General features: G+C 43.2%; 13 protein-coding genes. 12 read left to right on the top strand and 1 reads right to left on the bottom strand.

Features of this window, described 5'->3' with window-relative positions; genetic code table 11:
* Positions 1 to 4 precede the first annotated feature (4 nt).
* The 4 genes from HT734_RS03945 to HT734_RS03930 all read left to right on the top strand — a co-directional run bounded on the left by HT734_RS03945 (position 5) and on the right by HT734_RS03930 (position 3,522).
* Entirely contained in the window at positions 5 to 1,102 is a 1,098-nt protein-coding gene (locus HT734_RS03945; protein WP_173277503.1) for a nucleotidyltransferase, read from the top strand.
* 131 nt (positions 1,103 to 1,233) lie between these two features.
* Positions 1,234 to 1,488, top strand: a complete 255-nt coding sequence (locus HT734_RS03940) for a type II toxin-antitoxin system Phd/YefM family antitoxin (RefSeq protein ID WP_000388572.1) — start codon at positions 1,234 to 1,236, stop codon at positions 1,486 to 1,488.
* A gap of 3 nt (positions 1,489 to 1,491) precedes the next feature.
* On the top strand, positions 1,492 to 1,746 hold the full coding sequence (locus HT734_RS03935; protein ID WP_061759528.1) for a Txe/YoeB family addiction module toxin: 255 nt from the start codon (positions 1,492 to 1,494) through the stop codon (positions 1,744 to 1,746).
* 162 nt (positions 1,747 to 1,908) lie between these two features.
* Positions 1,909 to 3,522 (top strand): ribonuclease Y, encoded by a 1,614-nt coding sequence (locus tag HT734_RS03930; protein ID WP_000404934.1) that lies wholly within the window; start codon positions 1,909 to 1,911, stop codon positions 3,520 to 3,522.
* Positions 3,523 to 3,592: 70 nt separating this feature from the next.
* Here HT734_RS03930 and HT734_RS03925 read toward each other — a convergent pair whose 3' ends face one another.
* Positions 3,593 to 4,420, bottom strand: a complete 828-nt coding sequence (locus tag HT734_RS03925) for a DUF4839 domain-containing protein (RefSeq protein ID WP_173277502.1) — start codon at positions 4,418 to 4,420, stop codon at positions 3,593 to 3,595.
* A 242-nt stretch (positions 4,421 to 4,662) separates the two neighbouring features.
* Between HT734_RS03925 and gmk the strand changes: the two genes are divergently transcribed.
* The 8 genes from gmk (at position 4,663) to HT734_RS03885 (ending at position 13,844) form a co-directional block, all read left to right on the top strand.
* On the top strand, positions 4,663 to 5,289 hold the full coding sequence (gene gmk, locus HT734_RS03920; RefSeq protein WP_000775041.1) for a guanylate kinase: 627 nt from the start codon (positions 4,663 to 4,665) through the stop codon (positions 5,287 to 5,289).
* Positions 5,290 to 5,313: 24 nt separating this feature from the next.
* Positions 5,314 to 5,628: a DNA-directed RNA polymerase subunit omega gene (gene rpoZ, locus HT734_RS03915; RefSeq protein ID WP_000979235.1), complete on the top strand. Its 315-nt coding sequence runs from the start codon at positions 5,314 to 5,316 to the stop codon at positions 5,626 to 5,628.
* Positions 5,629 to 5,693: 65 nt separating this feature from the next.
* The gene (locus HT734_RS03910; protein ID WP_173277500.1) at positions 5,694 to 8,090 is read left to right on the top strand and encodes a primosomal protein N'; all 2,397 of its coding nucleotides are present in this window, start codon (positions 5,694 to 5,696) and stop codon (positions 8,088 to 8,090) included.
* Between the two features lie 12 nt (positions 8,091 to 8,102).
* Positions 8,103 to 9,038: a methionyl-tRNA formyltransferase gene (gene fmt, locus HT734_RS03905; protein ID WP_173277498.1), complete on the top strand. Its 936-nt coding sequence runs from the start codon at positions 8,103 to 8,105 to the stop codon at positions 9,036 to 9,038.
* Positions 9,031 to 10,344 carry a 16S rRNA (cytosine(967)-C(5))-methyltransferase RsmB gene (gene rsmB / locus HT734_RS03900; RefSeq protein WP_061759556.1) on the top strand — a complete coding sequence of 438 codons (1,314 nt, stop codon included), beginning with the start codon at positions 9,031 to 9,033 and terminating at the stop codon, positions 10,342 to 10,344. Before fmt ends, rsmB begins: the two co-directional genes overlap by 8 nt.
* A 14-nt stretch (positions 10,345 to 10,358) precedes the next feature.
* Positions 10,359 to 11,099, top strand: a complete 741-nt coding sequence (locus HT734_RS03895; protein WP_061759524.1) for a Stp1/IreP family PP2C-type Ser/Thr phosphatase — start codon at positions 10,359 to 10,361, stop codon at positions 11,097 to 11,099.
* A complete protein-coding gene (pknB, locus tag HT734_RS03890) occupies positions 11,096 to 12,997 on the top strand; it encodes a Stk1 family PASTA domain-containing Ser/Thr kinase (RefSeq protein WP_061759523.1) in 1,902 nt (633 codons plus the stop codon). The genes HT734_RS03895 and pknB overlap by 4 nt, the downstream gene beginning before the upstream one ends.
* 88 nt (positions 12,998 to 13,085) lie before the next feature.
* Positions 13,086 to 13,844: a threonine/serine exporter family protein gene (locus HT734_RS03885; protein ID WP_023946522.1), complete on the top strand. Its 759-nt coding sequence runs from the start codon at positions 13,086 to 13,088 to the stop codon at positions 13,842 to 13,844.

Raw genomic sequence — 13,844 nt, 5'->3', positions numbered from 1 at the left:
GTCTATGACTATCACAGGTATTATCGTGGAGTTTAATCCTTTTCATAATGGGCATAAATACCTGCTGGAACAGGTTGAGGGGCTGAAAATCGTGGCTATGTCTGGGAATTTCATGCAGCGTGGAGAACCAGCCATTGTAGATAAGTGGACTCGGGCCCAGATGGCACTGGAAAATGGAGCAGATTTGGTAGTAGAGTTGCCTTTTTTAGTCAGTGTTCAGGCAGCAGATTTCTTTGGTCAAGGAGCTGTGGATATCTTGGCGCGTTTGGGGATTGATACTCTAGCTTTTGGGACAGAAGAAGTTCTAGATTATCAAAAAATCGCTGACTTATACACAGAGCTGGGGGCTGAGATGGAGAAATTTGTGGAAAATCTGCCTGATTCCCTTTCCTATCCCCAGAAAACCCAAGCCATGTGGAAGGAATTTGCAGGTCTTGATTTTTCGGGAAACACACCCAATCATGTTCTTGCGCTTGCTTATGCTAAGGCAGTAGCGGGACGCAACATCAAACTCCATCCGATTCAGCGTCAGGGGGCAGGTTATCATTCTGTGGACAAGAATGTGGCCTTTGCTTCGGCGACAGCCCTCCGTCAGCATCAGTTAGACCAAGATTTTTTAAAACGCTTTATGCCTTCTGTTGCCCTCTTTGAGCAGGCTAGTAAGGTGAGCTGGGAAGATTATTTTCCCTTGCTGCGCTATCAAATCTTGTCCAATCCAGACCTAACTACCATCTATCAGGTCAATCAAGAAATGGCTGTGCGCATCAAGGATGCTATCAAGACAGCTCAGTCTGTAGAAGAATTGGCCGAGGCTGTTGCGACCAAGCGGTATACTAAGGCGCGTGTTAGACGCCTCTTGACCTATATCTTGGTGCAGGATAGAGAAAGTGACTTGCCAGAAGCCATTCATGTTCTTGGATTTACCGAAAAAGGCAGACAACACCTTAAGTCTCTGAAAGGGCAGGTCAATCTAGTCAGTAGAATTGGCAAAGAACCTTGGGATGCTATGACTCAAAAGGCAGACCAGATTTATCAACTGGGAAAACCAAGTATAGCAGAGCAGAATTTTGGTAAGGTGCCGATAAGAATAGAAAGAAACTAAGTCTACTGCAAGGTAGGCTTTTTGAGATTTTTTACGAATAAATAGATAGAAAAGAAAATCTTGTACAAGTTTCTGACAATTTCTTTCTTTTCGTGTATAATAGTGGAAAAGAGGTAAAACGAGGTATGGTTATGGAAGCAGTTCTTTACTCAACATTCCGAAATCATTTAAAAGACTACATGAAGAAGGTCAATGATGAATTTGAGCCTTTAACGGTGGTTAATAAAAATCCAGATGAGGACATTGTAGTTCTTTCAAAGAGCGAATGGGACAGTATTCAGGAAACACTGAGAATCGCTCAAAATAAGGAGTTATCAGACAAGGTTTTGCGAGGAATGGCTCAAGTTCGTGCTGGAAGCACTCAAGTCCATGTTATTGAGGAGTGATGAATGCTACTCAAGTTTACAGAAGATGCGTGGACAGATTATTGCTACTGGCAAACTCAGGACAAGAAAACGTTAAAAAGAATCAATAAACTAATCAAGGATATTCAACGTGATCCCTTTACAGGAATAGGTAAGCCAGAACCCCTCAAGTATGACTACCAAGGAGCCTGGTCACGTCGTATCGACGCAGAAAATCGCTTGATTTATATGATGGATGGAGATAGCGTGGCTTTCTTGTCCTTTAAAGATCATTACTAAGTCTACTGCGAAGTAGGCTTTTTAAATAACAAGTTTATTTTAGCAATCGTATTCCAAATTCCCTAAAACATATTCTATTTTAGGTTTGTGAAAATCACTTTTTTATGGTAGAATGTAAAAGAATGTATGTCATTCGGAATAACAATAAAATGAGGTAAAAACATGGAAATCATGTCGCTTGCGATTGCTGTTTTTGCCGTCATCATTGGTTTAGTCATTGGATATGTCAGCATCTCAGCTAAGATGAAATCATCTCAGGAAGCTGCAGAGTTGATGCTTTTAAATGCTGAACAAGAAGCAACTAATTTACGTGGACAAGCTGAGCGCGAAGCGGATTTACTTGTTAATGAAGCCAAACGTGAAAGCAAGTCTCTTAAAAAAGAAGCACTATTGGAGGCCAAAGAAGAAGCCAGAAAATACCGTGAAGAAGTGGACGCTGAATTCAAATCAGAACGTCAAGAACTCAAACAAATCGAAAGTCGTTTGACTGAGAGAGCTACTAGCCTCGACCGTAAGGACGACAATTTGACGAGTAAAGAACAAACACTTGAACAAAAAGAACAAAGTATTTCTGATAGAGCGAAAAACCTTGATGCGCGTGAAGAGCAATTAGAGGAAGTCGAAAGACAAAAAGAAGCAGAGTTAGAGCGTATTGGTGCCCTGTCTCAGGCAGAAGCACGAGATATTATCTTGGCTCAGACAGAAGAAAACTTGACTAAGGAGATTGCCAGCCGCATTCGTGAAGCTGAGCAAGAGGTCAAAGAACGTTCTGACAAAATGGCCAAGGACATCCTGGTTCAAGCTATGCAACGTATCGCTGGTGAATATGTAGCAGAGTCAACAAACTCAACGGTTCATCTGCCAGATGATACTATGAAGGGACGCATTATTGGTCGTGAAGGTCGTAACATTCGTACCTTTGAAAGTTTGACAGGGGTCGATGTGATTATCGACGATACGCCAGAAGTGGTGACCTTGTCAGGATTTGACCCGATTCGTCGTGAGATTGCCCGTATGACTATGGAAATGTTGCTCAAAGATGGTCGTATCCACCCAGCTCGTATCGAAGAGTTGGTTGAGAAAAACCGTCAAGAGATTGACAATAAGATCCGTGAATATGGTGAAGCTGCTGCCTATGAAATTGGTGCGCCGAACCTTCATCCAGACTTGATGAAGATTATGGGACGTTTGCAGTTCCGTACTTCTTATGGACAAAATGTCTTGCGCCATTCGATTGAGGTGGCTAAGTTGGCTGGTATCATGGCGAGTGAGCTTGGTGAAAATGCGGCTCTTGCCCGTCGTGCTGGATTCCTTCACGATATCGGGAAAGCTATTGACCGCGAGGTTGAGGGTAGCCACGTTGAAATCGGTATGGAATTGGCACGTAAGTACAAGGAACATCCAGTTGTGGTCAATACGATTGCTAGTCACCACGGAGATGTTGAAGCTGAGAGCGTCATTGCAGTGATTGTCGCTGCAGCAGATGCCTTGAGTGCGGCCCGTCCAGGTGCTCGTAGTGAGTCTCTTGAAAGCTACATCAAGCGTCTCCATGATTTGGAAGAAATTGCTAACGGCTTTGAAGGGGTACAAAATAGCTTTGCCCTTCAAGCAGGTCGTGAAATCCGCATCATGGTAAATCCAGGACAAATTAAGGACGACAAAGTCACAATCTTGGCTCACAAAGTTCGTGAGAAAATTGAAAACAATCTCGATTACCCAGGAAATATCAAGGTAACCGTGATTCGCGAGCTTCGTGCAGTAGATTATGCTAAATAATAAAAAACTGAGGTCAGAAGAGAATCTGACTTCAGTTTTTTGAATAAATTATTTGAAATAATTCGTTATATTATCGAGGTGAAACCTCAATTGGAGATAGATAGACTAATTCTTGAGTGGAGTTATAGTTTCCAATTTGTGCTTTTATATGTATATTTTGTCCTTTAGAAATATTTTCGCCATTAAAAGAGTTGAAAGCGGCGTTAGAAACTGTTGTTATATTTACAAATTTAAAGTTTGGTCCCGAAGGCGCTTGTTCTGTTCCTAAGTAATTTCCGCCATAAATAAGAATATCGAATTTTGTTTTGTAATTTTTATAGTGTGTAATATCTGCTATGTGTCCATCAAATTCGATGATTTGACCTTTATATTTTTGAATAAAATTTGTTATGGTGCTTGAATCATCAGTCTGCAATAGTGCTTTAAATTCCTCATTGTTTTCAGTTGTGATGACATCTGATTGGGCTGGACTTGTTGACGAGGATTCGGTAGAGCTTGATGAGGTGCTAGTTGAACTAGAGGAAGCAGGCGTCGAACTTGATGATGTAGAGGATGATTCACTGGTTTTCTCGACAGATTTTTCAATAACGCTACTAGTTTCTATAGATGAAGGTGTAGAAACAGTAGTTGATTTATCTGAGATTACTACAATTAGAACTAACAGAAGAATTATAAATATTACACCTGCACCAATTAAATATGGAATCAATCTTTTTATTTTCAGTTCCATTGGGCTCAATGGTGTTATTTCAACCTCAGCTTCTTTTTCAAAAAAACCAAATACTCCGGCATTTCCATGATCAATGATATTGATTTTGACTTCATTTTTTTTGAGATTGAGTTCAGATAAGCCATTTGCAATTGCTTCATCAACATTTTTTCCTTTATAATTTCCCATAAACTTCTCCTTTTTATATTAGTAGTTTTATTATCTCTTAAATAGAATAAAAAGGCAAGTCTTTTTTAAGGGGGTCACCTTGTATAAATCATAGATTATGCTAAATAAATAAGAAAGAGCAGTTGAAAAATTACTGCTTTTTTGTTACACTAGATAGAAAGACTGTAGAAGGATAACTGACGTGATCATCAGTATCCGAGAGAAATTTTACTTTATTTCACAGACTAACTAAAGGAGACACAATGGCAGACCGAGGCTTACTAATCGTTTTTTCTGGTCCTTCAGGGGTTGGAAAAGGAACGGTTAGAAGAGAGATTTTTGAGAGTTCTGAAAATCAATTTCAATACTCTGTATCGATGACGACACGCGCACAACGTCCTGGAGAAGTGGACGGTGTTGACTATTTCTTCCGTACTCGTGAAGAGTTTGAAGAGCTGATTCGTCAAGGACAGATGTTGGAATACGCAGAATATGTCGGCAACTACTATGGAACTCCTCTGACCTATGTCAATGAAACCTTGGACAAGGGAATCGATGTTTTCCTTGAAATTGAAGTTCAGGGCGCTCTTCAGGTCAAGAAAAAGGTTCCGGATGCTGTCTTTATCTTCCTGACACCACCAGATTTGGATGAATTGCAAGATCGTTTGGTAGGTCGTGGAACAGATAGTGCAGAAGTGATTGCCCAGCGAATCGAAAAAGCCAAGGAAGAAATTGCCCTTATGCGTGAGTATGATTATGCGATTGTCAACGATCAGGTGCCCCTAGCTGCTGAGCGTGTCAAACGTGTGATCGAAGCAGAGCACTTCCGTGTGGATCGTGTCATTGGTCACTATCAGGAGATGTTACCGAAATCTCCAACTACCCGATAAAATTTAGAAAATAGGTACAAGCAAATGATGTTAAAACCCTCTATTGATACCTTGCTCGACAAGGTTCCATCAAAATATTCACTCGTAATCTTGGAAGCAAAACGTGCCCACGAATTGGAAGCAGGTGCGCCAGCTACTCAAGGTTTCAAGTCTGAAAAGTCAACTCTTCGCGCCTTAGAAGAAATCGAATCAGGAAACGTTACAATTCATCCAGATCCAGAAGGAAAACGTGAAGCGGTGCGTCGCCGTATCGAAGAAGAAAAACGTCGCAAAGAAGAAGAAGAAAAGAAAATTAAAGAGCAAATTGCTAAAGAAAAAGAAGATGGTGAAAAAATTTAAGGTTGGGGGGACTCAATCTTATTTTTTCTATTGCAAGAATGTACTGACAAGGAGGAGGTGAGAAGATGACGATAGCTAAGATTATCGTGGATGTGCCCTTGATGCAGACGGACCAGCCCTATAGTTACAGGATTCCGGAGGAATTTGAGGGAATGCTAGAAGTTGGGATGCGGGTTCATGTGCCCTTTGGTAAGGGCAATCGCTTGATTCAAGGAATTGTTCTTGGTTTGGAGTCCCAATCAGATGAAGAAGAGATGGAGCAAGATTTAAAAGATATTGCAGAGGTGCTGGATTTTTCACCTGTTCTCACACAAGAACAACTCTGGCTGGCTGAAGAGTTACGCAAGTCCGTCTTCTCCTACAAAATTTCCATTCTCAAGGCCATGCTACCAGGATTTCTGAACTCCAGCTATGACAAGATTCTCTATCCTCTGGCAGGTCTGAGTCGGGAAGACCGAGAGCGTCTGTTTGGTTCAGAAGATTCACTTGCCTTTTCTTCTCTGGATTTAGGTAAGCAAGCAGAAATGATGCGTTTGACTAGAAAAGGCTTGCTTGGTCTAGAATATCAGGCTGTCGATCAGAAGAAGGTCAAGACTCAGTCTTGGTATGAGGTAGACCTTGCTCAATTAGAAAGTGTAGAGATTTCTACACGCGCCAAGAAAAAGTTGGAATTGAGAGATTACTTGCTGTCTCATCCTGAGAGTGCTTCCTTGGCTAGTTTGTTAGAGTCCTACTCGCGAGAGCAAGTCAACTTCTTTGTAGAACAAGGTGCTGTTACCATAGTCCAAAAGGAAGTTCAACGCTCGGCTGCTTATTTTGAAGGCATTGAGGCAAGTCAGCCTTTGGAGTTGAATCCAGAGCAAAGACAGGCGCGTGATGCGGTTGTGAGTGCTATTGGCAGTCATCAGCCTCCCTTCCTCCTTCAAGGGATTACAGGAAGTGGGAAGACCGAGGTTTACTTACAAATAATCCAAGGAGCCTTGGATAAGGGTAAGACAGCTATTTTGCTGGTTCCTGAGATTTCCTTGACTCCACAGATGACGGAGCGTTTTATAGCTCGATTTGGTGAGAAAGTGGCCATTCTGCACTCAGGCCTGTCCAATGGTGAAAAGTATGATGAATGGCGCAAGGTTGAGCGTGGAGACGCTCAAGTTGTGGTTGGAGCCAGATCAGCCATCTTTGCTCCGCTGAAAAATCTGGGTGTCATGATAATCGATGAGGAGCATGAAGCGACTTATAAGCAGGACAGTAATCCCCGTTACCATGCAAGGGATGTAGCTGTTTTGAGGGCCCAGTACAATCAAGCTGCCCTGGTACTTGGTTCAGCAACTCCTAGTCTGGAAAGCCGTGCTCGGGCTGGAAAAGGCGTCTATCAACATTTACGTCTGACCCAACGTGCCAATCCTTTGGCTAGGATCCCTGAGGTTCAAGTGATTGACTTTCGGGACTATATCGGACAAAATGAGACGTCAAACTTTACGCCCCCTTTGCTAGAAGCTATTCAGGACCGTCTGGCTAAAAAAGAGCAGGTGGTTCTCATGCTCAATCGCCGTGGTTATTCTAGCTTTGTCATGTGTCGGGAGTGTGGGACGGTGGATACTTGTCCTAACTGTGACATTTCCCTGACCTTGCACATGGATACCAAGAACATGAACTGCCATTATTGTGGTTTTTCGAAAGACATTCCTCAGGTCTGTCCTAACTGTAAGAGCCGAAGTATTCGTTACTATGGGACAGGAACTCAAAAGGCTTATGATGAGCTGGCAGAACTCTTTCCTCAGGCACGTATTCTGCGCATGGATGTGGATACAACCCGCAAGAAAGGCAGTCACCAAGCTCTACTTGACCAGTTTGGTCGAGGGGAAGCAGATATTTTGCTTGGAACTCAGATGATTGCTAAGGGATTGGATTTTCCCAATGTGACTTTGGTCGGAGTTCTCAATGCCGATACATCCTTGAATCTGCCTGATTTCCGTTCTTCTGAGAGAACCTTCCAGCTTTTGACTCAGGTGGCAGGTCGGGCAGGACGTGCTGAAAAAGCAGGTCAGGTCTTGATCCAGTCTTACAATCCTCAGCATTATGCTATTCGATTTGCCAAGGATCAGGACTATGAAGGCTTTTATGCTTATGAAATGGGTATCAGACGACAACTTGGCTATCCGCCTTACTATTTCACGATTGGCATTACCCTTTCTCACAAGAAGGAAGAAGAGGTGGTCAAACGTGCTTATGAAGTTATGAACATTTTGAGGTCAGGCTTGTCTGAAACCAGTAACATTCTTGGGCCGACGCCAAAACCCATCGCCCGTACCCACAACCTCTATCATTACCAGATTTTGATTAAATATCGTTTAGAAGATGAGCTGGGGCCGACCCTCAATCAGGTCTTGGCCCTGACTCAAGAACGGGAAAATAGTGAGCTCCGTCTCAGCATTGACCATGAGCCACAGCAATTTTTATAAGAAGGAGAAGATATGACAAAATTAATCTTTATGGGGACCCCCGACTTTTCAGCAACCGTCTTAAAAGGACTTTTGACAGATGACCGTTATGAGATTCTAGCCGTTGTGACCCAGCCAGACCGTGCTGTCGGCCGTAAAAAAGTTATCCAAGAAACACCAGTCAAGCAGGTTGCCAAGGAAGCAGGTCTTCCTATCTACCAACCTGAAAAATTATCTGGAAGTCCAGAGATGGAAGATCTTATGAAGCTAGGAGCAGATGGAATTGTGACTGCCGCATTTGGGCAGTTTCTCCCAAGTAAACTCCTTGATAGCATGGACTTTGCGGTCAACGTTCATGCCTCTCTTCTTCCTAAACATCGTGGTGGTGCGCCTATCCATTATGCCTTGATTCAAGGGGATGAGGAAGCTGGTGTGACCATTATGGAAATGGTTAAGGAAATGGATGCAGGAGATATGATTTCTCGTCGTAGTATTCCGATTACGGATGAGGACAATGTCGGCACCTTGTTTGAGAAATTGGCGCTAGTTGGTCGTGATTTGCTTTTGGACACTTTGCCTGCCTACATTGCTGGGGAAATCAAACCTGAACCGCAAGATCCAAGTCAGGTCACTTTCTCGCCAAATATCAAGCCAGAAGAAGAAAAACTAGATTGGACTAAAAGCAATCGTCAACTCTTTAACCAAATCCGTGGCATGAACCCCTGGCCTGTTGCCCATACTTTCCTTAAGGGCGACCGCTTTAAGATTTATGAAGCCCTACCAGTAGAAGGTCAGGGAAATCCAGGTGAAATTCTCTCTATCGGCAAGAAAGAATTGATTGTTGCAACGGCTGAAGGAGCTCTATCTCTCAAACAAGTGCAGCCAGCTGGTAAACCTAAGATGGACATTGCTTCCTTCCTCAACGGAGTTGGACGTACATTGACTGTAGGAGAACGATTTGGTGACTAAAGTAGAAACGGCTAGAAGTTTAGCCTTAGCAGTATTAGAGGATGTTTTTATCAGTCAAGCATACTCAAATATCGCCTTAAATAAGCATCTCAAGGGAAGTCAACTTTCGGCAGCAGATAAGGGCTTGGTGACCGAGCTGGTCTATGGAACGGTAGCCCGCAAATTGACTCTGGAATGGTACCTATCCCACTTTATCGAAGACAGAGACCAGTTAGACAGCTGGCTCTATGTTCTGCTTCTTATGAGTGCCTACCAGCTCCGCTATTTGGATAAGATTCCAGACCATGCTGTGGTCAATGAAGCAGTAGAATTGGCCAAAGTCCGTAAAAAAGGCAGTGAAAAATTGGTCAATGCCCTCCTTCGCCGTATCTTGCGTGAAGGTTGGCCAGATATTGCCAGTATCAAACGGAAAAACAAGCGTGATTCCATTGCCTATTCTCTCCCAGTTTGGCTAGTTGCCAAGCTCAAGGAAGAATACGGTGAAGAGCGAGCGCAAGCTATTTTTGAAAGTCTTTTGGTGAGAAACAAGGCCAGTATTCGTGTAACTGATTTAAGCCGAAAAGAGGAAATCCAAGCCTTGTTGGAGGCTAGTGCTTCATCTTTGTCTCCTTCTGGTCTGGTTAAGGAGCAAGGGCATTTTGCAGGTCATGATTTGTTTGCAGAGGGAGCCATTACCATTCAAGACGAATCTAGTCAATTGGTTGCTCCGACTTTGAATTTGCAGGGAGATGAGCGAGTGCTTGATGCCTGTGCGGCTCCAGGTGGGAAAACAGCCCATATAGCTTCTTATCTAACGACAGGTCAGGTTACGGCTTTGGACCTTTACGATCACAAGTTGGACTTAATCCAAGAAAATGCTCAACGTCTGGGAGTTGTAGATCGGGTTCAAACGCAAAAATTAGATGCCAGAAAGGTGCATGAGTTTTTTGGCCAGGCTTCTTTTGATAAGATTTTGGTAGATGCTCCCTGTTCAGGAATCGGTCTTCTGCGCCGAAAACCAGACATCAAATACAATAAAGAAACGGCAGATTTCGCGTCCTTACAGGAAATTCAGCTCGAAATATTAGGTAGTGTTTGTCAAACACTAGGCAAAGGTGGTATAATAACTTATAGTACCTGTACTATTGTCTCAGAGGAGAATTTTCAAGTCGTTGAGGCGTTTTTAGAAAGTCATCCTGAGTTCGAGCAGGTAAAACTAGAACATGAATGTAAGGATATCATGAAAGATGGCTGTATCCTCATTACACCTGAATTGTATGGAAGTGATGGATTCTTCATCAGTCAATTTCGTAAGATATCGGATTAGGAAGGAACTGACACATGGAAATTTCATTATTAACAGATGTTGGTCAGAAACGAACAAATAACCAAGACTATGTCAACCACTATGTCAATAGAGCTGGACGTACTATGATTATTTTAGCTGATGGGATGGGAGGTCATCGCGCAGGTAATATCGCTAGTGAAATGGCGGTAACAGACCTAGGTATAGCTTGGGTTGATACCCAAATCGATACAGTCAATGAAGTGCGTGAATGGTTCGCCCATTACCTAGAAATTGAAAATCAAAAGATTCATCAACTTGGACAAGATGATGCCTATAAAGGAATGGGAACAACTCTCGAGGCTGTTGCCATTATTGGCAATCAGGCTATCTATGCTCACATTGGAGATTCTCGTATCGGTTTGATTCGTGGGGAAGAATACCACCAGTTAACAAGCGACCATTCTTTGGTCAATGAATTGCTTAAGGCAGGTCAATTGACACCAGAAGAAGCAGCTAGCCATCCACAGAAAAATATTATTACCCAGTCAATCGGTCAAAAAGATGAAATTCAACCTGATTTTGGAATGATTACCCTTGAGCCAGGAGACTATCTCTTGCTCAATAGTGATGGTTTGACCAACATGATTTCAGGCAGTGAGATTTGTGATATTGTAACTAGTGATATTCCTTTGGCAGATAAAACAGCGACGCTCGTGCGTTTTGCTAACAATGCAGGAGGTTTAGACAACATTACGGTTGCCCTTGTTTCTATGAACGAGGAGGATGCAAAATGATCCAAATCGGCAAGATTTTTGCCGGGCGGTATCGAATTATCAAACAGATTGGTCGAGGAGGCATGGCAGATGTTTACTTGGCCAAGGATTTAATTCTAGACGGGGAAGAAGTGGCAGTGAAGGTCCTGAGGACCAATTACCAGACAGATCCGATTGCTGTGGCGCGTTTCCAGCGGGAAGCGAGAGCCATGGCGGATTTGGACCATCCTCATATCGTTCGGATTACAGATATTGGTGAGGAAGACGGTCAGCAGTATCTTGCAATGGAGTATGTTGCTGGACTAGACCTCAAACGCTATATCAAGGAACACTATCCTCTCTCTAATGAAGAAGCCGTCCGCATTATGGGACAAATCCTCCTAGCCATGCGTTTGGCCCATACCAGAGGGATTGTTCATAGGGACTTGAAACCTCAAAATATCCTTTTGACACCAGATGGGACTGCCAAAGTCACAGACTTTGGGATTGCGGTAGCCTTTGCTGAGACGAGTCTTACTCAGACAAACTCAATGTTGGGGTCAGTTCATTACTTGTCACCAGAGCAGGCGCGTGGTTCTAAGGCGACTGTACAGAGTGATATCTATGCCATGGGGATTATTTTCTATGAGATGCTGACAGGCCATATCCCTTATGATGGGGATAGTGCGGTGACCATCGCCCTTCAGCATTTCCAGAAACCATTACCGTCAGTTATTGATGAGAATCCATCTGTGCCTCAGGCTTTGGAGAATGTTGTTATCAAGGCAACTGCCAAGAAATTGACAGATCGTTATCAGTCAGTTGCAGAGATGTATGTGGACTTGTCTAGTAGCTTGTCTTATAATCGTCGCAATGAGCCTAAACTGGTCTTTAATGATACTACTAAGGCGGACACCAAGACTCTACCAAAAGTATCTCAGAGTACCTTGACCTCGATTCCTAAGGTGCAAACACAAAGTCCGAAGCCACAGGCTGCGAAACCTAGTCAGCAGGTTTCTGAAGACAATTACGCAACCAAACCTGTTAAAAAACGGAAATTTAGAGTTCGCTATATGATTTTATTGGCCAGCATTGTATTGGTGGCAGCTTCTCTTGTTTGGATACTATCCAGAACTCCTGCAACCATTGCTATTCCAGATGTGACAGGTCAGACAGTTGCGGAAGCCAAGGAAACTCTCAAGAAAGCCAATTTTGAGATTGGCGAGGAGAAGACAGAGGCTAGTGAAAAGGTGGAAGAGGGACGGATTATCCGTACAGATCCTGACGCTGGAACTGGTCGAAAAGAAGGAACGAAAATCAATTTGGTTGTCTCGTCAGGTAAGCAATCTTTCCAATTGAGCAACTATATCGGTCGTAAATCTACAGATGTTATCGCAGAACTCAAGCAGAAGAAGGTTCCTGAAAATCTCATCAAGATTGAGGAAGAAGAATCAAGCGAGAGTGAAGCAGGAACTGTTCTCAGACAGAGTCCAGCTGCCGGAACAACCTATGATTTGAGCAAGGCCTCAACGATTACCTTAACCGTTGCTAAGAAAGTAACCAGCGTTGCCATGCCAAGTTATATAGGATCTAGTCTTGAATTTACTAAAAACAATCTCGTTCAAATTGTCGGTATTAAAGAAGCCAATATTGAAGTTGTAGAAGTGTCGACAGCTCCTGATGGAACTGCTGAGGGTACAGTCGTTGAACAGAGTCCAAAAGCGGGTGAAAAGGTTGATTTGACTAAGACGCGTGTCAAGATTTCAATCTACAAACCAAAAACACCGCCGTCAACGTCATCATCAACACCAGCCCAACGTGGAAACCAAGGTTCTACTACAACACCAAGTCAGGGGAACCAACAAGGAAATCAACGAGGGAATGCACCTGCTACGACTCAATCAAGTAGTGAAGGCAACCACGACAATTCTCGTGATTAAACGAATCTTTGTCATGATTTCATGGCAAAGATTTTTTTTGAGTCCAGATTTGTGATAGAATAGAGGGAGTTGATAAAAGGAGGCAAGCATGGAAGAATCAAGAGAATTAAATGCCGTCATCGATGTGATTATGCTAGCGGGGACTATTCTCCTTAAAAGTGGCTCAGAGATTCATCGTGTAGAAGACACCATGATTCGCATTGCGCATTCGCAGGGGATTGTGGATTGCAATGTTCTTGCCATGCCTGCTGCCATCTTTTTCTCTATTGAAAACACCAATATTTCGCGCATGAAGCGTGTGACCTCCTCTTCTTATAATATTGAAAAAGTCTGCGATGTGAACCAGATTTCTCGTCAGCTGGTTGGGGGGCAGATTGATTTAGAAACAGCCTTCAAGCAATTGACGGCTTTGCAAGCTCAACCGCTTCCCTATACCAAGTTGCAGGTAACTTTGGCTGCGACCTTTAGTGCCCCTTTCTTTTCAATTATGTTTAGTGGAAATATCTACGATGCACTTGGGGCAGGAGTGGCTACCTTATTTGGTTTTGCCTTTTCCCTCTATGTAGAAAAGTTTATCCGAATTCCCTTTGTAACAGCCTTTGCTGGGGCCTTTGTCTTTGGGATGATAGCCCAGTTTTGGGCTCGCTACACGGGCTTTCCTTCAACAGCAGATTTGATTATAGCTGGTGCCGTCATGCCGTTTGTACCAGGTATTGCCTTGACCAATGCGGTTCGGGATATTATGACCAACCACATAAACTCTGGTATGAGTAAAATGTTTGAATCCCTACTCATTACCCTTGCTTTAGGGGCAGGAACTTCTGTCGCCTTGGTATTGATGAACTAA

This window comes from Streptococcus sp. k-90 (assembly GCF_013277565.1).
Lineage (GTDB): Bacteria > Bacillota > Bacilli > Lactobacillales > Streptococcaceae > Streptococcus.
This window is presented reverse-complemented; position numbering and strand designations above follow the sequence as displayed.